Genomic DNA, 22,038 nt, shown 5'->3' with positions numbered 1-22,038 from the left:
CGCGAGCGCGCGATCAGAGGTTGATCATGTGCCCCGCGATGCCGTGGACGGCCTCCTTCACGGCCTCCGACAGCGTGGGGTGCGCGAACACGTTGCGGCCGACCTCGTCGGCGGTGAGGTCCCACTTCTGGGCCAGCGTCAGCACCGGCAGCATCTCGGTGACGTCGGGGCCGATGAGGTGGGCGCCGAGGATCTCGTTGTGCTCGGCGTCCGCGACGACCTTCACGAAGCCGACGGCCTCGCCGAGGCCCTGCGCCTTGCCGTTGGCCGAGAACGGGAAGGACGCGGTCTTGACGTCGTAGCCCTTCTCCTTGGCCTGGGCCTCGGTGTAGCCGAAGGAGCCGATCTGCGGCTGGCAGTAGGTGGCGCGCGGCACGAAGTCGTACTCCACCGGCATGGTCTCGGCGCCGGCGATGGTCTCGGCGGCGACGATGCCCATGGCCTCGGCGACGTGGGCGAGCATCAGCTTGGAGGTGACGTCGCCGATGGCGTAGACGCCGTCGACGTTGGTGCGGCAGAAGTCGTCGATCTCGATGGCGCCCCGCTCGGTGAGCTTCACGCCGATGTTCTCCAGGCCGTAGCCCTGGGTGCGCGGGGCGAAGCCGAAGGCGGCCATGAACTTGTCGGCCTCGAGCACCTGCTCGTCGCCGCCGCCGGCCGGGGCGACGGTGACCTTCACGCCCGAGCCGGTGTCCTCGACGCCCTTGACCGCGGTGGAGGTGAGCACCTTCACGCCGAGCTTCTTGTAGTGCTTGGCAAGCTCCTTCGACACGTCGGCGTCCTCGGTGGGGACCATGCGGTCGAGGAACTCGACGATGGTGACGTCGACGCCGAAGTTCTTCATCACGTAGGCGAACTCGACACCGATCGCGCCCGAGCCGCCGATGATGATCGAGCCCGGCAGGTTCTCGTCGAGGATCTGCTCCTCGTAGGTGACGATGTTCTTGCCGTTGACCTCCACGCCCGGCACGGTGCGCACGGTGGCTCCGGTGGCGATGATGAGGTTGTCGCAGGTGTGCTCGACGGTGGAGCCGTCCTCGAGGGCCACCGACACCGTCTTCGGGCCGGTGAGGGTGCCCCAGCCGTCGACCTCGGTGATCTTGTTCTTCTTCATCAGGTAGTGGACGCCCTTGACGATGCCCGCCGACACCTGGCGCGAGCGCTTGTGCGTGGGCGCGAACGACATCGTGGCGTCGCCCTCGATGCCGAACTTCGCCTTCTCGTGGGTGAGCGTGTGCGCGAGCTCGGCGTTCTTCAGCAGCGCCTTGGAGGGGATGCAGCCGACGTTGAGGCACACGCCGCCCCAGTACTGCTTCTCGATCACGGCGACGGACTTGCCGAGCTGCGAGGCGCGGATCGCGGCGACGTACCCACCGGGGCCGGCACCGAGGACGAGGACATCGAAGTGGGTCACATCGCCAGCCTAGTGCGGCGCGAGGCCGCGGCCCCAAGCCGGTGGCACGGCGGCTGTGCAGGCAGGCGAGCAGGCGGGCGAGCGGGCAGGCAGCCGAGCGGGCAGCGAGGGCCCAGGCACTAACCTGCAGTCCGTGACCGCCTACGCCGCCTACGGCACCAACCTCGACCCGGCGCGGATGAGCGAGCGGTGCCCCCACTCGCCGCTGCGCAGCACCGGGTGGTTGACGGGCTGGCGCCTCACCTTCGGCGGCGAGGAGCACGGCTGGGACGGTTCCCTGGCCACGATCGTCCAGGACCCGTTCGAGCAGGTCTTCGTGGCGATCTACGACGTGAGCCCCGCCGACGAGCCGAACCTCGACCAGTGGGAGTCGGCCGACTCCGGCCTCTACCGTCGCACGAAGGTGCGGGTGTCGACGATGCTCGGCGAAGTGGTGGCCTGGACCTACGTGCTCGACGCCTACGAGGGCGGCCTGCCGTCGGCGTCCTACCTCGGGGTGATCGCCGACGCGGCCGAGGCCGCGGATGCCCCGCACGACTACGTGCACGCGCTCCGCACCAGGCCGTGCCGCTCGATCGAGCACTGACCACGACCCTGACCTAGGGTGAGCGGGTGACCGAGACCCCCGCTCCCACGCCGTACGCCCTGGCCGAGCAGGCCGCCGCCCGCCTCGCCGAGCTCACCGGCGTCGAGCGCCACGACGTCGCACTCGTGCTGGGGTCCGGCTGGCTGCCCGCGGCCGACGCCCTCGACGGCGCCGGCGGCGCGAACACCACCGAGCTCGACGTCACCGACCTGCCGGGCTTCTCCGCCGCGGCCGTGGCCGGCCACTCCGGCAAGGTCCGCTCGATCCGTCTCGAGGGCCAGGGCGACGCCCCCGAGCGCCACCTGCTCGTCTTCCTCAGCCGCACCCACTACTACGAGGGCAAGGGCGTGGACGCCGTGGTGCACGGCGTGCGCACCGCGGCCGCGGCCGGCTGCCGCGCGATCGTGCTCACCAACGGCTGCGGCGGCCTCAACCCCGCGTGGATGCCGGGCACCCCCGTGCTGATCAGCGACCACATCAACCTCACCGGCCGCTCCCCCATCGTCGGCGCCCGCTTCGTCGACCTCACCGACCTCTACGCCGCCCGACTGCGCGAGCTGTGCCGCACGGTCGACCCCGATCTCGACGAGGGCGTCTACGTGCAGTTCCCCGGGCCCCACTACGAGACCCCGGCCGAGGTGCGCATGGCCGGCATCCTCGGCGGCAACCTCGTCGGCATGAGCACCACGCTGGAGGCGATCGCTGCGCGCGAGGCCGGCCTCGAGGTGCTCGGCATCAGCCTCGTCACCAACCTCGCCGCCGGCATCAGCGACGCGCCCCTCGACCACAGCGAGGTGCTCGAGGCCGGTCGCGCCGCCGCCAGCCGCATGGGCGACCTCCTCGCCCGCATCGTCCCCAGGATCTGAGCCCCTTGCCACTCCCCCTGTCCGCCGCCCTGCGCGAGGGCTCGGCCGCCGAACACCGCGACGCCGAGTCCGCGCCGTTCATCACCGCCCTCCTGGCCGGTGAGCTCACGGCGCGGGCGCACACCGACTTGCTGCTGCGGCTGCGACCGGTCTACGCAACGCTCGAGCGCGCGCTGCACGAGCATCGCGACCACCCGGTGGTGAGCGTCGTCCACGACCCCGGGCTGGCGCGGCTGGGTGCGATCGACGCCGACCTCGAGCACTGGGCGCCCGGGGAGTCGCGCGAGGTCCGCTCCCCCGCCGCCGAGGCCTACGTGCAGCGCATCGAGCGCGACGCCGACGACCCCGCCGCGCTGCTCGCCCACCACTACACGCGCTACCTGGGCGACCTGTCGGGCGGACGCATCATCGGCACGCTGCTGCGGCGCATCTACGACCTGCCGGCCGGGGCGGGCGCGACCTTCTACGAGTTCGCCTCGATCCCCCACCCGCGCCGCTACAAGGACGCCTACCGCGAGCGCCTCGACGCCCTCGACCTGCCGGCGCCCCGCATCACCGCCCTCGTGGACGACGTCCGCGCGGCCTTCGCGCTCAACCGCGCGCTCTTCGACGAGCTGGGCGCCGACCTGCCGCGCTACCGGCTCGGCGCGGCGTAGGCGGACTGCTCGACCCGCACCCGCTCCTCGGGGCGCAGCACGTGCGCCGCGACGAAGTCGACCGCGTGCCGCGCGGCGGCCTCGTGGCAGGGCTTGCCCGCGAACAGGTCGAAGTGGTCGCCGGCGTAGTGGCGCACGTGGGCGCGGCCGGCGAAGGCTGCCTTCATCGCCGCCTGCGGAGGCGCGGAGCGGTCGAAGTCGGCCACCTGCACCAGCCAGGGTGTGCCGGCCAGGGCCGCCGCCGCCTTGAGCGGCGCCCGGGTGCCGAGCTCCATCACGACCTCGGCGGCGATCTCGTTGCGCCAGGTGGAGCCGGCGATGGCGAGGTAGTCGTCGTAGGCGCCCTCGAGCGTGAGGGCTCCGACCTCGCCCGGCCGGGCCACCACCGGGATCATCCGCGGGCCGCGACCGAGGCGGCGTCCGAGCGTGCTGGCCACACCCCGGCCGGTCGAGGCCGCCAGGGCGGCCGGGCGGTGGTGGCGCGCGGCGAGGCGCGCGGCGGCGAGACCGTCGACGAGCGGCACGACCGAGACGACCGCGGCGACGTCGCTGCGCTCGGTGGCCACGCGCACCACGTGCCCGCCGGCGAGCGAGACACCCCAGAGCACCAGCCGGTCGGCGTCCACGCCGGGGAGGCGCTTGGCCGCGTCGGCGGCGGCGTGGAGGTCGGCGACCTGGGCGTCGATCGACACCACCTGCCGCGCGGACCCGGGCGCGGCGTCGCTGGCGCCGAAGCCGCGGTAGTCGATGGTCACCGCGTGCAGTCCGGCGGCGGCGAAGGCGGCGGCGAAGGGCGCGAGCCCGGAGTCCTGCGTGCCCGCGAGCCCGTGGGCGAGGACGACGACCGGCCGGCCCCCCGCGGCAGCCGGCCCGGGGGTCGGCGCGTGGTGGGTGGCGGCGCAGCGCGTGCCGGCGGAGCGGTAGTCGAAGGCGGTGACGGTCATGCCGGGCTCCCGTAGATGCCGGCCACCCAGAGGTGGACGAGGGTGTCGATGTGGCGCTCGCGCGGCGGCCCCGCCCCGAGGGCGTAGCGCTCGAGTGCGTGGTCGTTGAGGTCGAGCAGCACCGCGGCGAGGGCGGAGGCGTCGGGGGCGGCGTCGTCGTCGGGTGCGCGGGCGCCGATCCGCTCGCGCACGCTCATCTCGGCCACCAGCGCGGCGAACTCGGCGCGACCGGCGTCCCAGAGCTCGCCGACGGCGGGGTGGGCGGCGCGCGCCTGCAGCAGGGCGCGGTAGGTGTGCGGCGTGCGGTCGACGGAGTCGAAGAGGGTCTCGATCACTCCGCGGATCCGCTGGCGCGGGTCGCCCTCGGCCTTCACGAGCCGATCGGTGGCCTCGGACGCGTCGTCGTAGAGCTGGGCCATGAGCGCCAGCACGGCGGTGGCCTTGGACTCGAAGTAGAAGTAGAAGGCCGAGCGGCTCACACCGGCGCGGGCGGAGATCTCGGCGACGTTGACCTGCTCGAGCGTCTGCTCGCGCAGGAGGTCGTCGAGCGCACCCAGGAGGGCCGCGCGGCGCCGGTCGCCGCGGTTGACGCTGCGCCGGTCGACCAGACGCGCCCAGGGGCGCTCGTCGCCCGCGGCCCCGGGGGCGAGGCCGGTCACGAGACCACCGACAGCTGCGGGCGGGCGGACGAGGCCCGCTCCGGGCGCTGGGCGCGGGCGACGCCCGCCGGCAGCTCGCGCGTGCGCAGGTCGTGCTCGTAGAGGAAGTAGTCGAGCTGCTGGGTGTGGCGCGGGCGCTGCACCATGTGCGCGGTGTACTTGGCCTGGTCGGCGTCGATCACCCGCTCCATCTCCTCGCGGCTCGGCGGCGCGTAGCGGCCGATCGCCCAGGCGGCCACGAGTCGCGACTGCGCCTCCACGAACGGGAAGAGCGTGGGCGTGGCCTGCGCGAAGCCCACGAAGGCGAGGTCGTCGACGTCCGGCTTGAAGATGCGCTTGAACAGCCGGATCTCGTTGTCGGGCGCGCTGATGAAGGCGGGGTCGAAGAACGGGAAGGTGATGTTGTAGCCCGTCGCGTGCACCACGACGTCGAAGTCGGCCGAGGTGCCGTCGACGAAGTGCACGGTCGAGCCGTCGAAGCGCTCGATGTCGCCCGTGGCCCGCAGGTCGCCCGAACCGAGCCGCAGCGGCAGCTCCACCGACTGCGTCGGGTGGGCCTCGAAGAAGCGGTGGTTGGGCTCCGGCAGGCCGTAGTCGGTGGGTCGCCCGGCGGTGAGCGGCTGCATGATCTGGACGAACCGCCGCTGCCAGGCGAACGGGATGTGGGGCGAGGTGCGGTAGTACTTGTCGGCCGGCGTGCCCGCGAAGTACTTCGGCACGATCCAGGCACTCGAGCGCGTCGAGATCACGACCTCGTTGTCGAGCGTGCGACTGGAGAGCTCGACCGCGATGTCGGCGGCGCTGTTGCCCAGGCCGATGATGAGGATGCGCCGACCCGTCAGGTCGTGCGGCGTGTGCGGGTCGATGTAGGCGTGCGAGTGCATCGTGAGGCCGGTGAACTCCCCCGGCTTGTCGGCGAAGCGGGGGTCCCAGTGGTGGCCGTTGGCCACCACCAGCAGGTCGAAGCGGCGCGTGCCGGTGCGCTCGGTGTCGAGCTCCCATCCGCCGTCGTCGAGCCGGCGCGCCTGCAGGACGCCGTTCTCGAACTCGATGTGGCGGCGCACGTCGAAGGCGTCGGCGTAGGCGTCGAGGTAGGCCTTGACCTGCGTGTGGTGGGGGAAGTCCGGGTACTCCTCCGGCATCGGGAAGTCCTTGAACGACAGCTGGTGCTTCGAGGTGTCGATGTGCAGCGAGCGGTAGGCGCTGCTGTGGCCGTTGGGGTTGCCGAAGGCCCAGTTGCCGCCCACCCGGTCGGAGGACTCGAAGCACGTCGCCTCGACCCCGTAGTCGAGCAGCATCTTGGTGCTGGTGAGTCCGCTGATGCCGGCGCCGATCACGGCGACGCGGGGCGAGGTGCTCCTCATGCGATCCCTCCTCGGGACGACGCACATCCGAGGCCGGCGGATGTGACCGGGGTCACGCTAATCCGCGGACCTGACACGCGTCAATGGCCACGGACGCGCGTCAGGGGATGGTGACCACCGCCGTGGTCACCTGGACTACATGAGCATCCCCACCCGCACCCTCGGAACCGCCTCCCCCCTCACCGTCTCCGCCCAGGGCCTCGGCTGCATGGGCATGTCGGAGTTCTACGGCACACCCGACGAGGACAGCGGCATCGCCACCATCCACCGCGCCCTCGACCTCGGAGTGACCTTCCTCGACACCGCCGACATGTACGGCCCCTTCACCAACGAGCGCCTGGTCGGCCGCGCGATCGCCGATCGTCGCGACGAGGTGCAGCTGGCCACCAAGTTCGGCAACGAGCGCCTGCCCGACGGCACCCGGGTGGGCATCAACGGCAGCCCCGACTACGTGCGCCGCGCCTGCGACGCCTCGCTCGAGCGCCTCGGCGTCGACCACATCGACCTCTACTACCAGCACCGCGTCGACAAGTCGGTGCCGATCGAGGAGACCGTCGGCGCCATGAAGGAGCTCGTCGAGGCCGGCAAGGTGCGCCACCTCGGCCTCTCCGAGGCCTCGGCCGAGACCATCCGCCGCGCCCACGCCGTCCACCCGATCACGGCGCTGCAGACGGAGTACTCGCTGTTCACCCGCGACCTCGAGGACGACGTGCTGCCCGTGCTGCGCGAGCTCGGCATCGGTCTGGTGCCCTACTCCCCGCTCGGCCGAGGCCTGCTGACGGGGGCGGTCGGCGCCGAGGGCTTCGCCGAGGGCGACAGCCGCGGCTCGGCCTACTTCCCGCGCAGCAACGGCGAGAACCTCGCCCACAACCTCACGCTCGTCGACGCCATCGCCGCGATCGCCGCCACCAAGGGGTGCACGCCCGGGCAGCTCGCGCTGGCCTGGGTGCAGGCGCAGGGCGAGGACGTCGCCCCGATCCCCGGCACCAAGCGGGTGCGCTACCTGGAGGAGAACGTCGGCGCCCTCGACCTCGAGCTCAGCGCCGACGACCTCGCGAGCATCGAGCGCGCGGTGCCGCGCGACGCCGTGGCCGGCGACCGCTACGGCGACATGAGCCACATCGACGCCTGAGCCGGTGCCCCCGCCCGGTGAGCGGCGCGGGCGAGCGGGACCGGCGAGGGGGCCGGCGAGCGATGAGCGGGCGTGGTCATGCCCTAGCGTCGGGACCATGACCACGCCCGACGTCGACGTGCTGCTCACTCGTGCCCGCGACTGGCTCGCCGAGGACCCCGACCAGCGCACCCGGACCGAGCTCGCCGCACTCCTCGCCCGCGTCGAGGACGGCGACGCCGACGCGGCGTCCGACCTGGCCGACCGCTTCCACGGCACGCTCCAGTTCGGCACCGCCGGCCTGCGGGGCGCGCTGGGCGCCGGCCCCAACCGGATGAACCGCATCGTGGTCATCCGGGCCGCCGCGGGGCTGTGCGCCTACCTGCGCGACCAGGGCGCCGCCGACGGCGCGAGCGTCGTGATCGGCTACGACGCGCGGCACGACTCCGACGTGTTCGCCCGCGACACCGCCGAGGTCGTCGCCGGCGCCGGCCTCACCCCTCTGCTGCTTCCGCGACCGCTGCCCACGCCCCTACTGGCCTTCGCGATCCGCGAGCTCGGCTGCGTGGCCGGGGTGATGGTGACCGCCAGCCACAACCCGCCGCAGGACAACGGCTACAAGGTCTACCTCGGCGACGGCTGCCAGATCGTGCCGCCCGCCGACGCCGGCATCGCGGAGCGGATCGCGGCCGTCGGGCACCTCGCGGGCGTCGTCCGCGTGCGGGTGGAGGAGAGCGGGGGGCGGGTGCTCGGCGAGGACGTCGTGGACTCCTACCTCGACACCGTCGCGGCCCTGGCCACCGACGGCCCGCGCGACCTGGAGATCGTCTACACCCCGATGCACGGGGTGGGCGGCGCCGCGCTGCCCGCCGTCCTCGAGACGGCCGGGTTCACGTCGGTGACCGTCGTGCCGGAGCAGGAGGCACCCGACCCCGACTTCCCGACCGTGGCCTTCCCGAACCCCGAGGAGCCCGGCGCGATGGACCTCGCGCTCGCGCTGGCGGCCCGCAACGGCGCCGACCTGGTCATCGCCAACGACCCCGACGCCGACCGCTGCGCCGCCGCCGTGGAGGGCCCCGACGGGTGGCGGATGCTGCGCGGCGACGAGGTCGGCGCGCTGCTCGCCGACCACCTGCTGCGCGCGGGCCAGGAGGGGGTGTACGCCACCTCGATCGTGTCGTCCTCGCTGCTCGCCCGCCTCGCCGCCGCCCACGGCGCCCCGCACGCCGAGACCCTCACCGGCTTCAAGTGGATCGGCCGCATCCCCGGCCTCGCCTTCGGCTACGAGGAGGCGCTGGGCTACTGCGTCGACCCGGCCCGCGTCTCCGACAAGGACGGCGTCTCGGCGGCCCTGCTGCTGTGCCAGATCGCCGCGCAGGCCAAGGCCGACGGTCGCACGCTGCTCGACCTCCTCGACGACCTCGCCCGCACCCACGGGCTGCACGCCACCGACCAGCTCTCGGTGCGCGTCGACGACCTGGCCCGCATCGGCGAGGTGATGTCGACCCTGCGCACCAGCCCGCCCGCACGGCTCGGCGGCTCGGAGGTCGCCCAGGTCGACGACCTCGCCTCCCCCGGTGACGACGCCGACGCGCTGCCGCCCACCGAGGGCCTGCGCTACCGCACCGCCGACGGCAGCCGCGTGATCGTGCGGCCGAGCGGCACCGAGCCCAAGCTCAAGTGCTACCTCGAGGTCGTCGTGCCCGTGGCCGAGGACGCCGACGCCGACGCGCTCGCCACCGCCCGCGCCGAGGCCAGCGCGCGACTGCTCGCCCTGCGCACCGACATCGCCGCCGCCGCCGGCCTCTGACGCGGCCCGCCGTCGTCCGCCGGTGGCGCTGGGGCGCCGCCAGGGCGGTGGGGCGCCGCCAGGGCGCTGGGGATGGTTGGTGCCGCCGGGAATGGTTGGCGCCGCCGGGGCCGGCCGCCGGGGCCGGCCGCCGGGATGTAACACGCCGTCCACCCGACTACCTGACACTTCTCAGTCGTTCTGAGCCCGGATCCGGACCCGAAGCGACCGACAACCGGCGGGCAGTCGGGTGGACGGCGTGTTACATCGCGGCCCCGCGCGAGCGGGGCCCAGCGACGCAGGTCGGCGCGGGGGTGGTGCGTCAGAGCAGGGCGAGGACGACGGTCAGGCCGGTCAGCGCGGGCAGCGTCACGAGCAGCCAGGTGGTGCGCTCGACCTCCACGGGGCGGGGGTCGTCGGCGAGGCGACGAGCGTCCTTAGCCCGGCGGGCGATGCGGTCCTCGACGAGGGCGGCGAGCGAGACCCGGTCGACGCGCTGGGGGCCGGCAGCGTCACGGCGCATCCGGGAGCGGCTGCGGCCGAGACCGTTGCAGGTGAGCGCGAGCGAGGCGTCGTCCGCGGTGCCGCCGGGCGGGTCGACCTCGACGACGGTGAACTGCTGCACCGCGATGCGGCGGATCCTGGCGTAGGGGACGGTGGCGACCGACAGGCTGTTGCGCAGCACGATGTCGTCGGGCCCCACCACGATCGCCGGGCGCAGGAGCACGATCCAGATGAGCAGCAGCGCGAGCGCCGCGGCCGTGACGCCCCACGCGGGCGGCGCATCGCCCTGCAGGAGGGGCCCGGCCAGGAACACGAGGACGACGCCCGCCCCGGCCACCGCGCTCGCCGTCCCGCCCGACCGGTGGGTCTGGGTGGCGCTGACGGACTCGGGGCCGGTGGAGCCACCTCGGAGGAACCTCATGGGATTCGAGCCTAGTCAGCGCCGCTCACGCGCAGCGGAAGCGGCTCCCGGGCGGTCGGCTGCCTATGCTGGATCGGTGAGTGCACCCACCCCGAACACCGCGATCGACACCATCGCGCGCGACGACCTCGCGGCGATGATCGACCACACCCTGCTCAAGCCCGAGGCCACCCGCGCCGACGTCGAGGCCCTCGTGGCCGAGGCCGTCGAGCTCGGCACGTTCTCGGTGTGCGTGTCGCCCTCCATGCTGGCCACGGCCCGCGCAGCGCTGCCGGAGGGCACACAGGTGAAGCTCGCGGTCGTGTGCGGGTTCCCGAGCGGCAAGCACGGCAGCGCGATCAAGGCGGCCGAGGCCGCTGAGTCGGTGGCCGGCGGCACCGACGAGATCGACATGGTCATCGACATCGGCGCCGCCCTCGAGGGCCGCTTCGACGACGTGCGCGACGACATCGCGGCCGTGCGCGCGGCGGCGCCGGCGCCCGTCGTCCTCAAGGTGATCATCGAGTCGGCCGCCCTCACCGACGACGCGATCGTCGGCGCCTGCCGCGCCGCAGCCGACGCCGGCGCGGACTTCGTGAAGACCTCCACCGGCTTCCACCCCGCGGGCGGCGCCACCGAGCACGCCGTGCGCCTGATGGCCGAGACCGTGCCGCAGCTGCAGGTGAAGGCCTCGGGCGGCGTCCGCTCCGCCGAGCAGGCCCGCGCGATGATCGCCGCGGGTGCCACCCGGCTGGGCGTGTCCGGCTCGCGCGCCCTCCTCGAGGACGCCGCCGGCACCGCTGCCGCCCCGTCCTCCGACGGCGGGTACTGAGCGCCGATGCTCGACCGCGGACCGGGTGATCGCTGGGGCTCCGGCGGGTCGGGCGGCCCCGAGCCGGACCCCGACGACGCCGAGGGCTTCGAGCCCGAGCGCACCGGACCCCGCGGGGTCGACCGCCAGCGCGCCTACTTCTGGATCATGGGCACCTGCGCGGTGCTCGTCGTCCTGGCGTGGAACGTCGTGCGGCTCTTCTCGGTCCCGCTGGCGATCGCGATGAGCGCGGTGGCGGCCGTGCTGCCGCCGGTCGCGGTCGTGGTCGCGAACTGGCGCCGCCGCCCGCGCGACTGATCGCTCCCCCGCCGCCCACCGAAGACGGTGACGCACCTGCCTATCCTGGGTCTCGTGCGGGGATGGCGAGGACTCATGAGGAGCGTGGTGGCGCTGCTCGCGGTCTCCGGCGTGCTCGCGATGCACGGCCTCGCCCTGCACGGATCGGCCACGGCGGCGCCGTCCGCCTCGGCGGTGGTGATGGGCGAGCCGGCGAGCCCGTCCTCGCCGACAGCGACCCACGCCGGAACGCAGCACGATCACCACGCGAGCGCGCCGCCGCGGTCGCAGGCCCAGACCATGCTCGCGAGCCCCGCCTACGACTCAGACTCCGACTTCGCCTCCGCCTCCGCCTCCGCCTCCGCCTCCGCCTCCGGTGGCGAGGGTCACCTGCACCACGGGATGCACGACGCCATGGCGGCGATGTGCCTGGCGGTGCTGCTGCTGGCGCTGGCCCTGCTGCTGCCCGCCGGCGGACGCGGCCTCCTCGTCGGGCTCGATGCTCGACGTCCGCCGCGGTTCGTGCCGCCGAGCCTGCGGCTCGCGCGCGATCCACCCGACCTGCACGCCCTCTCGATCCTGCGCTGCTGACAGGCACCCGGACGACGCCGCGGACGACACCCGTCCGTCGGCGCCTCCGACCGCGCCCGCCCCAGCAGCGCCACTCGACCGAGAAGGAACACCGACATGACCAGCACGACCAGCACCAACGCGACCACCGCCGCCCCCTCCGCCCGCCGACGCCTCGGCCGCGTCGGCGCGCTGGCGCTCACCGCCGTCCTCGCGCTGAGCACCGCCGCCTGCGGCGGCCACGACGGCTCTCACTCGCCGGCGAAGGGCGAGGGCGCCTCGTCCTCCTCCGTCCCGGCCTCCGAGCCGTTCAACACCGCCGATATCACCTTCGCCACCGACATGATCCAGCACCACGCGCAGGCGCTGGTGATGGTCGACCTCACGCAGGGACGCACCCTCAGCGCGGCCACCTCGAGGCTGGTGGAGGCGATCCGCGAGGCCCAGACGCCCGAGATCGAGACCATGACCGGCTGGCTGCGGACGTGGGATCGCCCGGTGCCCGCCACCGTGCGCGACCACGTCAACGGCGGGCACAGCATGGAGGGCATGGACGGCATGGACGGCATGGATCACGGCGGCGCCCACGACTCGATGCCCTCGATGCCCGGCATGATGAGCCAGCAGCAGATGGACGACCTCGCCGCCAGCTCGGACGCCGACTTCGAGCGCCTCTGGCTGCAGATGATGCTCGAGCACCACGAGGGCGCGGTGACGATGGCGCGCACCGAGGTGAAGCAGGGCGAGGACGCCGACGCGGTGGCCCTCGCGCGCAGCATCATCGCCTCGCAGTCGGCCGAGATCGACCAGATGAGGAAGCTGCTGGACGCGTGACGCCGCGGGCCGTGCGGCCGACCGGACTCCGCGGCCGCACGACCTCCGGCTCCGGCCGCGCTCGCGCGGTTTGGCAGACTACGACCCCATGAGGGCCCGCGTGATCGTTCTGGCAGGCCCCTCCGGCTCCGGCAAGTCGCGCCTGGCCGAGCGTCTCGGGCGCAGCCGCGGCTGGCCGACGCTGCGCCTCGACGACTTCTACCGCGACGGCGACGAGCCCGACCTGCCCCGCATCGCGGACGGCGCCAACGCCGGCCTGGTCGACTGGGACCACCCCGGTAGCTGGCACTGCGACGACGCGGTGGCCGCGATCCGCGCCCTGTGCGAGCAGGGGCGCACCGAGGTGCCCGAGTACTCGATCGCGCAGAGCCGTCGCACCGGCACGCAGAGCCTCGACCTGGGCGGGGCTCGGGTGTTCTGCGCCGAGGGCATCTTCGCCGACGAGGTCGTCGAGCGGTGTCGCGCCGAGGGGCTCCTCGAGGCCGCCTACTGCATCACCCAGCACCCGCTGGTCACCTTCGTGCGTCGGCTCACCCGCGACCTGCGCGAGCGGCGCAAGCCCCCGCTCGTGCTGGTGCGCCGCGGGTGGGCGCTGCTGCGGGCGCAGCGGCGCGTCGTCCGCCGTGCCGTGCAGGTGGGGTGCCGCGTGGCCACCGGCGACCGCGCGCACGCCGAGCTCACCGGCCGGGCGGGCGGAGGGAGCAGCCATGTTCTGGCCGGCTGACCTCGACCCCGCCGTGCTGCGTCAGCCCGACGCCCTCAGCTGCGGGGCCTCGAGCGTGGCGGCCGCGCACGTGCTGGTGGCCGGCTGGCGCCCCATCGACGCCCCCGCGCAGATCGCCGCCCTGCACCGCGAGCTGACCTCCACCCGCAGCGCCCGCGACCGCTTCCAGACGCCGTGGCCGAGGTCGCTCGGCACGCCGCCGTGGGCGGTGGCGAACGCGCTCAACGCCCTCACGGAGCGGCGCATCGCCACGGTGAACGTGCGCCCCCGCCCGCAGGTCGGCTTCGAGGTGCTCGCCGAGCAGGTGGCGCTGCGACCGACCGCCGCCTACATCGGCAGCCGGTGGCTGCCACGCCACGTGGTGCTGGCGGTGCGGCGCATCGGCGATGCGATCGAGGTCTTCGACCCCGCCGCCGGCGCGCTCGTGCGCGTCGAGGAGGAGCGGTGGAGCACCCACACCGTCGGCGTGGCCGGGTGGAGCCACTTCTGGTTCGTGGTCTGACCCCGGGGCCGGGCGCCCGCGGCCGTGACCGACCGCGGGGCGCAGGTCAGCGACCGAGGCGCTCGGCGTACCAGGGCTTGATGGTCTCGGTGATCATCCGGTAGCGCTCGTCGTAGGGCAGGAAGGCCGACTTCATGGCGTTGACGGTGAGCCACTCGACCTCCTTCCAGCCGTAGCCGAAGGCGTCGCTCACCAGCGCGAACTCGTCACTGAGCGTGGTGCGGCTCATCAGCCGGTTGTCGGGGTTCACCGTGACGCGGAAGCGCAGCGAGGCCAGCAGGCGCAGGGGGTGCTCGGCCAGCGAGGACGCCGCACCGGTCTGCACGTTGGACGACGGGCACATCTCCAGCGGGATGCGCTTGTCGCGCACGTAGGAGGCCAGGCGTCCCAGCCGCGGCGTGCCGTCGGGTGCCACCGTGATGTCGTCGACGATGCGCACGCCGTGGCCGAGGCGGTCGGCGCCGCACCACTGCACGGCCTCCCAGATCGACGGCAGGCCGAAGCCCTCGCCGGCGTGGATGGTGAAGTGGAAGTTCTCGCGACGCAGGTACTCGAAGGCGTCGAGGAAGCGGGTGGGCGGGAAGCCGTCCTCGGGGCCGGCGATGTCGAAGCCGACCACACCCCGGTCGCGCCACGCGATGGCGAGCTCGGCGATCTGGGGGCCGCTGGCCGCCTGGCGCATCGCGGTGAGCAGGTGGCGCACGACGATGCGGCCGCCGCTGGCCGCCTCCCCCTGCTCGAACCCGGCGGCGACCGCCGCCACGACCTCCTCGAGGGAGAGGCCACGCTGCAGGTGGAGCTCGGGGGCGTAGCGGATCTCGGCGTACACGACGCCGTCGGCGGCGAGGTCCTCGGCGCACTCGCGCGCGACCCGGGTGAGGGCCTCGGCGGTCTGCATGACGCCCACGGTGTGGGCGAAGGTCTCGAGGTAGCGCTCGAGCGATCCCGAGTCGGCCGACTCGGCGAACCAGCGGGCCAGCGCATCGACCTCGGTGGCGGGCAGCTCGTGGCCGACCGCCGCGGCGAGGTCGATGATCGTGGCCGGGCGCAGTCCGCCGTCCAGGTGGTCGTGGAGCATGACCTTCGGCGCCGGTCGCAGCTGCTCGACGCTCAGCGGGGTCGGGTTCGCGGCGTGGACGCCGTGGGATGCCGGGGTCATGTCAGCCTCCGATGCTGATGCGGTCGAGGACGAGCGGACGCGGAGTGAACGGCTCGCCGGCAGGTGCGATGTCGTAGCCGCCCTCGAGCGCGGCCAGGGCCCGGGCGAAGCGCTCGGGCGTGTCGGTGTGCAGCGTGAGCAGCGGCTCCCCCGCGCGGACGACGTCACCGGGGCGTGCGTGCCAGACGACGCCGGCGCCGGCCTGCACGGGATCCTCCTTGCGCTCGCGTCCGGCACCGAGGCGCCAGGCGGCGACGCCGACGGCGAGGGCGTCGAGGCGGGTGAGAACGCCGTCGGCGGGCGCGGCGACGACGTGGGTCTCGCGCGCGGTGGGCAGCGGGGCGTCCGGGTCGCCGCCCTGGGCGCTGATCATGCGGCGCCAGGCGTCCATCGCGGAGCCGTCGGCCAGCTTGTCGGCGGGGTCGACGTCGCCGCGGCCGGCGGCGGCGAGCATCTCGCGCGCCAGGGCGAGGGTCAGCTCGACGACGTCGGCCGGGCCGCCGCCGGCGAGCACCTCGACCGACTCGGCCACCTCGAGGGCGTTGCCGGCGGTGAGGCCGAGCGGCGTCTCCATGTCGGTGAGGAGCGCGACGGTGGTGACACCGGCGTCGGTGCCCAGGGCCACCATCACCTCGGCGAGCTCGCGCGCCTTCTCGACCGACTTCATGAAGGCGCCGCTGCCGACCTTGACGTCGAGCACCAGGGAGCCCGTGCCCTCGGCGATCTTCTTGCTCATGATCGAGGAGGCGATGAGCGGGATCGCCTCGACCGTGCCGGTGACGTCGCGCAGGGCGTAGAGCTTCTTGTCGGCCGGAGCCAGGCCGTCGCCGGCGGCGCAGATGACGGCGCCCACGTCGTCCAGCTGGGCGAGCATCTCGGCGTTCGACAGCAGGGCGCGCCAGCCGGGGATCGACTCGAGCTTGTCGAGGGTGCCGCCGGTGTGGCCGAGTCCGCGGCCCGACAGCTGCGGGACGGCGACACCGCACGCCGCCACGAGAGGCGCCAGTGGCAGGGTGATCTTGTCGCCCACACCGCCGGTGGAGTGCTTGTCGGCGGTGGGTCGGCTGAGCGAGGAGAAGTCCATGCGCTCGCCGGAGGCGATCATCGCGGCGGTCCAGTCGGCGATCTCGCGGCGGTCCATGCCGTTGAGCAGGATCGCCATCGCGAGGGACGACATCTGCTCGTCGGCCACTGCGCCCCGCGTGTAGGCGTCGATCATCCAGTCGATCTGCGAGGTCGAGAGCTCGCCGCCGTCGCGCTTGGCGTGGATGACCTCCACGGCGTCGTGGTCGGACACGGGTGCTCCTTCGTGCGGTTCGGGTTCGGGTACGGGAGGTGCCGCGGCGCTCAGCCGGCGGCGACGGGAACGGCGGTGTGCCCGCGCAGCACGAAGGTGCCGCGGGAGCGGGGTTCGCCGGCCAGGTGCAGCGAGGGGAATCGGCCGAGCAGGGCGGTGAGCGACTCGGCCAGCTCCATGCGGGCCAGGGGCGCGCCGAGGCAGAAGTGCACCCCGACGCCGAAGGCCAGGTGGGGGTTGCTCGCCCGTTCGGGGTCGAAGGTGTCGGGGTCGTCGAAGACCGCCGCGTCGCGGTTGGCCGAGCCGAGCAGCACGGCCACCTTCTGCCCCGGTTCGATCACCACGCCGGCGAGGTCGACCGGCTCGGTCGCCGTGCGCTCGAAGAGCTGGAGGGCCGAGTCGTAGCGCAGCATCTCCTCGACGCAGCGAGCCGCGGCTCCCCCGTCGTCCTCCCCCGCGGCGGGCAGCTGCGGCAGGCGCCCGGCGCGCAGCATCGCCACCGCGCCGTTGCCGAAGACGTTGACCGAGGCCTCGTGACCGGCGTTGAGCAGCAGGACGACGGCGGCGACGACCTCGTCGTCGCTGAGCTCGGTGGCCACGAGGTCGGTGATGAGGTCGGCGGCCGGGGCGCGGCGGCGGGCCGCGGCGAGATCGCGCACGAGGGCGGCGAACTCCGACGACGCGCGCACGGCGTCGTCCACGACGGCGGCGGAGGGGGCGGGCTCGTACATGCGCACGATCGCCTGCGACCAGCGGCGCAGGTCGTCGGCGTGCGTCGCGGGCACGCCCAGCAGCTCGGCGATCACGAGCACCGGCAGGGGCTCGGCGAAGTCGTGCACGAGGTCGAACCCGGCGGGATCGACGGCGTCGAGCAGCTCGGCGGCCAGCGCACGCACCCGCGGACGCAGGCGCTCGACGTGGCCGCGGGCGAAGGCACCGGCCACCGGACGACGCAGCCGCGTGTGCTCGGGCGGCTCGTTCTCCATCATCTGGTGGCGGTGCAGCAGGTTGAACGGCGCGAGCTGCTCGGCCGGCTCCCGGTCGCTCCAGAGCCGCCCGAGACGCCGGTCGCGCTGCACTGCGCTCACCGCCGCGTGGCTGAACACCAGGTAGGACGACGACGCCTCGTGCCAGGCCACCGCGTGCGCAGCCCGCTCCCGCGCGAGGTGCGGGTAGGGGTCGGCGACGAGTGCGGGGTCGGTGAGGTCAAGCGAGGTCGTCGGCACCGAAGGCATCGGGCAGGACCTCCTCCATGCGGCGCACGCCGGAGCGGGTCATCACCTCGAGCGTCGGCCCGCCGTTCTCCCACAGCAGCTGGCGGCAGCGCCCGCAGGGCATGAGCACCGCGCCGTCGCCGTCCACGCAGACGAAGTGGGTCAGGCGCCCGCCGCCGGTGAGGTGCAGCTGGCTCACCAGGCCGCACTCGGCGCACAGCGCCACGCCGTAAGCGGCGTTCTCGACGTTGCAGCCCGCCACCACGCGGCCGTCGTCCACGAGGGCGGCGGCGCCGACGCGGTAGCGCGAGTAGGGCGCGTAGGCGTGCTGCATCGCCTCGGTGGCGCTCTGCTGCAGCGCGGCCCAGTCGACCGCGCCGACAGCGCCGTCGGGCTCGCTCACCCCGCACTCCCCTTGCGGTAGATCTGCCCGTCGGCCGCCGGCATGCGTAGTCGTTGCGAGGCGAAGGCCAGCACCAGCAGGGTGATCACGTAGGGCGTCATCGAGGTGAAGTCGCCGGGCACCTCGTCGATCGCGAGGTACAGCCCGAGCAGGGCCACGCCCACCACCCCGAGGACGACGCCCAGGCGCGCCTGGCGCCGGTAGACCTGGTAGGCGGCCAGTGCCAGCGCGAGCACCGCCACCGCGAGCAGCAGCGCGTGCACCGACGAGCCGCCCTGGCGCAGGCCGAGGGTCTGGGTGTAGCCGAACAGGCCCGAGCCGGTGAGCAGGCCGCTGGGGCGCCAGTTGCCGAAGATCATCGCCGCGAGACCGATGTAGCCGCGCCCACCGGTCTGCCCGTCGCGGAAATTCGAGGAGGCCACCATCGCCAGGAACCCGCCAGCGAGTCCGGCGAGACCGCCGGAGATGAGCACGGCGGCGAACTTGTAGCGCAGCACCGCCACACCCACCGACTCCGCGGCGGCGGGGCTCTCGCCCACCGAGCGCAGGCGCAGGCCGAAGGAGGTGCGCCACAGCACCACGTAGGTGACCACGAGCAGCAGCAGCGACAGCACGACGAGCAGCGAGAGGTCGGTGACGAGCGCGCGGAGCACGGCCGCGATCTCGGAGACGAGGAAGACGTCCTTGCCCTCGAGGTCGCCCAGTGCGTCGCTGAGCGGCCCGATCGTGATGGCCTGGACGTCGGGCAGGGTCGGCGACTGGGTCTGACCACCACCCGGCAGGCCGACGAAGGTGCGCGAGGCGAGGTACTGCACGGCACCGACCGCGATGATGTTGATCGCGACGCCGGAGATGATGTGGTCGACTCCGAAGATGACGGTGGCGATCGCGTGCACCAGGCCGCCGACCATGCCGAGCACGATCGCGCCGACCACACCGGCCCACGCACCGTAGTGGTAGCCGAAGTAGCCCGCGCCGTAGGTGCCGAGGATCATCATGCCCTCGAGTCCGATGTTGACCACGCCGGCCCGCTCCGACCACAGGCCGCCGAGGCCGGCGAGCATGATCGGCACGAGGGCGATGAGCGTGGCGCGCACGGTGCCGCTCGAGAGCAGGTCGTCGGCGCCGGTGACCAGGCGCAGCACGGAGAGGCCGAGCAGGATCACGGCGGCCAGCACGAGCGGCCACCAGCGCGGGAGCCGGCGGCGGCCGACCGCGGCGCCGGGCTTGGGACGCGAGACGGTCTGGGTCACGCTCATGCGGAGACCTCCTTCGACGACTCGGTGGGACCGGAGGGGTCGACCGGGGCGGCGGCGCGCAGCTGCGCGGCCACCCGGGCCTGCTCGAGGCGCAGGCCGTAGCGGCGCACGACCTCGTAGCTGATGACGACGGTGAGCACGATGACGCCCTGGGTGATCGCGACGATGTCGGGCGAGACGTCGGCGATGATCTGGAGCGGGTTCGACTGCTCGTCGAGGAAGGCGAACAGCAGCGCGCCGAGCGCGATGCCGATCGGGTGGTTGCGCCCGAGCAGCGCGATCGCGATGCCGGCGAAGCCCAGGCCCGACTGGAAGGTCGAGCCGTAGCTGTAGGCGTCGCCGAAGAGGATCGGCAGGCCGACGAGGGCGGCCACTCCGCCGGAGATCATCATGGCGCCCACCGTCATCCGACCGACCGAGATGCCGCTGGCCACGGCCGCGGAGTTCGAGCGACCGGTGGCGCGCAGGTCGAAGCCGAAGCGCGTGCGGTTGAGCAGGAACCAGTAGCCGGCGCCGACGAGCACGGCCACGAACAGGAACCCGTAGACCTCGGTGGCCGCGCCGTCGCCGATCTGGAAGCCCGGGATGCGGCTGCCCTCGGGGATCTGCTTGGTGCCGAGGCTGTTGCTGCCCTCGCTGCGCACCGCGACCTTGCGCAGCAGGTAGGCCACGAGACCGGTCGCGATGAAGTTCAGCATGATCGTGGCGATCACCTCGCTCACGCCGCGGGTGGCGCGGAGCAGGCCCGCGATGCCGGCCCAGGCGGCGCCCACGAGCACGGCGGCGGCGATCGCGAGCAGGGTGTTGAGGTAGCCCGGCAGCCACGCCTCGCCGGCCACGGCGGCCGCGGCGAAGGCGGCCACACGGTACTGGCCGTCGACACCGATGTTGAACAGGTTCATGCGGAACCCGATGGCCACCGCGATGCCCGAGAGGTAGAGCACGGTGGCGTTGTTGATGATGTTGGCCTGGTTGCGCGGCTGCGGCCAGCTGAGGATCGTGCTCCACACCTCGCCGACCGGGTCGCCGGCGACGATGAGCACCAGGCTGGTGATGGCGAAGGCCAGCACGATGGCGAGCACCGGGGCGGCGATACCGAGCCCCAGGCGCACCAGGCGCGGGTCGAGACGGTCGATCACTCGGCACCTCCAGCACCGGTCATGGCGGACCCGAGCGTCTCGGGCGTGACGTCGTCGGGGTCGAAGGAGGCCACCAGGCGACCGCGCAGGATGATCTCGATGCGGTCGGACAGACCGATGAGCTCGTCGAGGTCGGCCGAGATCAGCAGCACCGCGAGGCCGTTGCGTCGGGCCGTGCGGATCTGGTCCCAGATCGCGGCCTGGGCGCCGACGTCGACACCGCGGGTGGGGTGCGAGGCGATGAGCACGAGCGGGTCACCGCTCATCTCGCGGCCCACGATCAGCTTCTGCTGGTTGCCTCCCGAGAGCGCGCGGGCCAGCACGCCCACGCCGGGGGTGCGCACGTCGTACTCCTCGACGATGCGCTCGGTGTCGCGACGCGCGGCGCCGCGGTCGATGAGGCCGCGCCTGACCAGCGGTGCGCGGGTCTGGTGGCCGAGCACGCGGTTCTCCCACAGCGGCGCGTCGAGCAGCAGGCCGTGGCGGTGCCGGTCCTCGGGCACGTAGCCGATGCCGGACTCGCGGCGCACCCGCGTGGACGCCGCACTGAGGTCCTCGCCGGCCAGCACGACCGAGCCGGTGACGCCCGCGCGCATGCCGAGGATGGACTCCACGAGCTCGGCCTGCCCGTTGCCCTCGACACCGGCGATGCCGAGGATCTCGCCGGCGTGGATGGTGAGCGAGACGTCGTCCACGAGGGGGCGGTTCTCACCGGCCAGGGTGAGGTCGCGGACCTCGAGCACCACGCGGTCGGTGACGGTGGAGGCCTCGGTGGACGGCGTGGGCAGCTCGGAGCCGACCATGAGCTCGGCCAGCTGGCGCGAGGTGACCTCGGCGGGGCTGACGCTCGCCACGGTGGTGCCGCGGCGCACCACGGTGATGGTGTCGGCCACCGAGCGCACCTCGTCGAGCTTGTGGCTGATGAAGATCACGGCGAGGCCCTCGGCCTTCAACTCGCGCAGGTTGGCGAAGAGCTCGTCGACCTCCTGCGGCACGAGGACGGCGGTGGGCTCGTCGAGCACGATCACCCGCGCGCCGCGGTAGAGGACCTTGAGGATCTCGACCCGCTGGCGGGCACCGACACCGAGGTCCTCGACGAGTCGGTCGGGCTCGATGCCCAGGCCGTAGGCGGTGGAGAGGCGCTCGATCTCGGCGCGCGCCTTGGCCCCGATGCCGTGCAGCGACTCCGCACCCAGCACGACGTTCTCGAGCACGGTGAGGTTGTCGGCCAGCATGAAGTGCTGGAAGACCATGCCGATGCCGCTCTTGATCGCATCGGCCGGGGAGCTGAAGGAGACCGTCTGGCCGTCGACCTCGATGGTGCCCGAATCGGGCGGCTGGACCCCGTAGAGGATCTTCATCAGCGTCGACTTGCCGGCGCCGTTCTCACCGACGATGGCGTGGATGGTGCCGCGGTCGATGGTGATGTTGATGTCGTCGTTGGCGATGACGCCCGGGAATCGCTTCCCGATGCCGCGCAGGCGCACCACGGGCACGCCGGACGCCTGCGGCACGGCTGAGGTGTCGACCACCTCG

23 protein-coding genes are annotated in these 22,038 nt (G+C 73.4%); 11 read left to right on the top strand and 12 right to left on the bottom strand.

From position 1 onward, the window contains the following. Positions 1-13 precede the first annotated feature (13 nt). Entirely contained in the window at positions 14-1,414 is a 1,401-nt protein-coding gene (gene lpdA / locus ACERUN_RS16015) for a dihydrolipoyl dehydrogenase (protein WP_370291032.1), read from the bottom strand. A 133-nt stretch (positions 1,415-1,547) separates the two neighbouring features. Here lpdA and ACERUN_RS16010 point away from each other — a divergent pair, with 133 nt between their 5' ends. The 3 genes from ACERUN_RS16010 to ACERUN_RS16000 are packed head-to-tail and all read left to right on the top strand — an operon-like array spanning position 1,548 to position 3,522. Continuing rightward, a complete protein-coding gene (locus ACERUN_RS16010; RefSeq protein ID WP_370291031.1) occupies positions 1,548-2,000 on the top strand; it encodes a gamma-glutamylcyclotransferase in 453 nt (150 codons plus the stop codon). A 26-nt stretch (positions 2,001-2,026) separates the two neighbouring features. Continuing rightward, the gene (locus ACERUN_RS16005; RefSeq protein ID WP_370291030.1) at positions 2,027-2,866 is read left to right on the top strand and encodes a purine-nucleoside phosphorylase; all 840 of its coding nucleotides are present in this window, start codon (positions 2,027-2,029) and stop codon (positions 2,864-2,866) included. Between the two features lie 5 nt (positions 2,867-2,871). Continuing rightward, positions 2,872-3,522, top strand: a complete 651-nt coding sequence (locus ACERUN_RS16000; RefSeq protein ID WP_370291029.1) for a heme oxygenase (biliverdin-producing) — start codon at positions 2,872-2,874, stop codon at positions 3,520-3,522. Here the strand turns inward: ACERUN_RS16000 and ACERUN_RS15995 are convergent. The 3 genes from ACERUN_RS15995 to ACERUN_RS15985 are packed head-to-tail and all read right to left on the bottom strand — an operon-like array spanning position 3,501 to position 6,489. After that, positions 3,501-4,466 carry an alpha/beta fold hydrolase gene (locus ACERUN_RS15995; RefSeq protein WP_370291028.1) on the bottom strand — a complete coding sequence of 322 codons (966 nt, stop codon included), beginning with the start codon at positions 4,464-4,466 and terminating at the stop codon, positions 3,501-3,503. The two genes, ACERUN_RS16000 and ACERUN_RS15995, sit on opposite strands and share 22 nt — an antisense overlap. Beyond that, positions 4,463-5,125 carry a TetR/AcrR family transcriptional regulator gene (locus tag ACERUN_RS15990; RefSeq protein WP_370291027.1) on the bottom strand — a complete coding sequence of 221 codons (663 nt, stop codon included), beginning with the start codon at positions 5,123-5,125 and terminating at the stop codon, positions 4,463-4,465. The genes ACERUN_RS15995 and ACERUN_RS15990 overlap by 4 nt, the downstream gene beginning before the upstream one ends. Beyond that, on the bottom strand, positions 5,122-6,489 hold the full coding sequence (locus ACERUN_RS15985) for a flavin-containing monooxygenase (protein WP_370291026.1): 1,368 nt from the start codon (positions 6,487-6,489) through the stop codon (positions 5,122-5,124). The genes ACERUN_RS15990 and ACERUN_RS15985 overlap by 4 nt, the downstream gene beginning before the upstream one ends. Positions 6,490-6,628: 139 nt before the next feature. Here ACERUN_RS15985 and ACERUN_RS15980 point away from each other — a divergent pair, with 139 nt between their 5' ends. After that, on the top strand, positions 6,629-7,621 hold the full coding sequence (locus ACERUN_RS15980; RefSeq protein ID WP_370291025.1) for an aldo/keto reductase: 993 nt from the start codon (positions 6,629-6,631) through the stop codon (positions 7,619-7,621). A gap of 97 nt (positions 7,622-7,718) precedes the next feature. After that, positions 7,719-9,410 carry a phospho-sugar mutase gene (locus ACERUN_RS15975; protein WP_370291024.1) on the top strand — a complete coding sequence of 564 codons (1,692 nt, stop codon included), beginning with the start codon at positions 7,719-7,721 and terminating at the stop codon, positions 9,408-9,410. Between the two features lie 301 nt (positions 9,411-9,711). Here the strand turns inward: ACERUN_RS15975 and ACERUN_RS15970 are convergent, their stop codons facing one another. Then, on the bottom strand, positions 9,712-10,314 hold the full coding sequence (locus ACERUN_RS15970; RefSeq protein WP_370291023.1) for a hypothetical protein: 603 nt from the start codon (positions 10,312-10,314) through the stop codon (positions 9,712-9,714). Positions 10,315-10,450: 136 nt separating this feature from the next. On the opposite strand from ACERUN_RS15970, the gene deoC reads away from it, so the two are divergent. The 6 genes from deoC to ACERUN_RS15940 all read left to right on the top strand — a co-directional run bounded on the left by deoC (position 10,451) and on the right by ACERUN_RS15940 (position 14,031). Continuing rightward, the gene (deoC, locus tag ACERUN_RS15965) at positions 10,451-11,125 is read left to right on the top strand and encodes a deoxyribose-phosphate aldolase (RefSeq protein ID WP_370291041.1); all 675 of its coding nucleotides are present in this window, start codon (positions 10,451-10,453) and stop codon (positions 11,123-11,125) included. Positions 11,126-11,131: 6 nt separating this feature from the next. Then, entirely contained in the window at positions 11,132-11,422 is a 291-nt protein-coding gene (locus ACERUN_RS15960; protein WP_370291022.1) for a DUF3099 domain-containing protein, read from the top strand. A 75-nt stretch (positions 11,423-11,497) separates the two neighbouring features. Beyond that, positions 11,498-11,992, top strand: coding sequence for a DUF6153 family protein (locus ACERUN_RS15955; RefSeq protein ID WP_370291021.1), 495 nt, complete (start codon positions 11,498-11,500; stop codon positions 11,990-11,992). Positions 11,993-12,088: 96 nt separating this feature from the next. Further along, positions 12,089-12,805 carry a DUF305 domain-containing protein gene (locus ACERUN_RS15950; protein WP_370291020.1) on the top strand — a complete coding sequence of 239 codons (717 nt, stop codon included), beginning with the start codon at positions 12,089-12,091 and terminating at the stop codon, positions 12,803-12,805. A gap of 100 nt (positions 12,806-12,905) precedes the next feature. Continuing rightward, positions 12,906-13,529 (top strand): ATP-binding protein, encoded by a 624-nt coding sequence (locus ACERUN_RS15945; RefSeq protein ID WP_370291019.1) that lies wholly within the window; start codon positions 12,906-12,908, stop codon positions 13,527-13,529. Continuing rightward, entirely contained in the window at positions 13,513-14,031 is a 519-nt protein-coding gene (locus ACERUN_RS15940; RefSeq protein WP_370291018.1) for a hypothetical protein, read from the top strand. The genes ACERUN_RS15945 and ACERUN_RS15940 overlap by 17 nt, the downstream gene beginning before the upstream one ends. 46 nt (positions 14,032-14,077) lie before the next feature. Here the strand turns inward: ACERUN_RS15940 and ACERUN_RS15935 are convergent, their stop codons facing one another. Genes ACERUN_RS15935 through ACERUN_RS15905 form a run of 7 tightly spaced genes read right to left on the bottom strand, consistent with a single transcriptional unit; the run spans position 14,078 to position 22,034 of the window. Then, the gene (locus ACERUN_RS15935; RefSeq protein WP_370291017.1) at positions 14,078-15,190 is read right to left on the bottom strand and encodes an adenosine deaminase; all 1,113 of its coding nucleotides are present in this window, start codon (positions 15,188-15,190) and stop codon (positions 14,078-14,080) included. A gap of 1 nt (position 15,191) precedes the next feature. Further along, a complete protein-coding gene (locus ACERUN_RS15930; protein WP_370291016.1) occupies positions 15,192-16,487 on the bottom strand; it encodes a thymidine phosphorylase in 1,296 nt (431 codons plus the stop codon). A 50-nt stretch (positions 16,488-16,537) separates the two neighbouring features. Further along, the gene (locus ACERUN_RS15925) at positions 16,538-17,722 is read right to left on the bottom strand and encodes a cytochrome P450 (protein ID WP_370291015.1); all 1,185 of its coding nucleotides are present in this window, start codon (positions 17,720-17,722) and stop codon (positions 16,538-16,540) included. Further along, positions 17,694-18,104, bottom strand: coding sequence for a cytidine deaminase (locus ACERUN_RS15920; RefSeq protein WP_370291014.1), 411 nt, complete (start codon positions 18,102-18,104; stop codon positions 17,694-17,696). The genes ACERUN_RS15925 and ACERUN_RS15920 overlap by 29 nt, the downstream gene beginning before the upstream one ends. Continuing rightward, positions 18,101-19,363: an ABC transporter permease gene (locus ACERUN_RS15915; protein ID WP_370291013.1), complete on the bottom strand. Its 1,263-nt coding sequence runs from the start codon at positions 19,361-19,363 to the stop codon at positions 18,101-18,103. Before ACERUN_RS15915 ends, ACERUN_RS15920 begins: the two co-directional genes overlap by 4 nt. Then, complete coding sequence (locus tag ACERUN_RS15910; RefSeq protein ID WP_370291012.1) at positions 19,360-20,502, bottom strand: ABC transporter permease; 1,143 nt, start codon at positions 20,500-20,502, stop codon at positions 19,360-19,362. Before ACERUN_RS15910 ends, ACERUN_RS15915 begins: the two co-directional genes overlap by 4 nt. Next, positions 20,499-22,034, bottom strand: a complete 1,536-nt coding sequence (locus ACERUN_RS15905) for an ABC transporter ATP-binding protein (protein WP_370291011.1) — start codon at positions 22,032-22,034, stop codon at positions 20,499-20,501. The genes ACERUN_RS15910 and ACERUN_RS15905 overlap by 4 nt, the downstream gene beginning before the upstream one ends. Positions 22,035-22,038 lie beyond the last annotated feature (4 nt).

Origin of the sequence: Nocardioides sp., assembly GCF_964229035.1 — a bacterium.
In the GTDB taxonomy this organism is placed as follows: Bacteria; Actinomycetota; Actinomycetes; order Propionibacteriales; family Nocardioidaceae; genus Nocardioides.
This window is presented reverse-complemented; position numbering and strand designations above follow the sequence as displayed.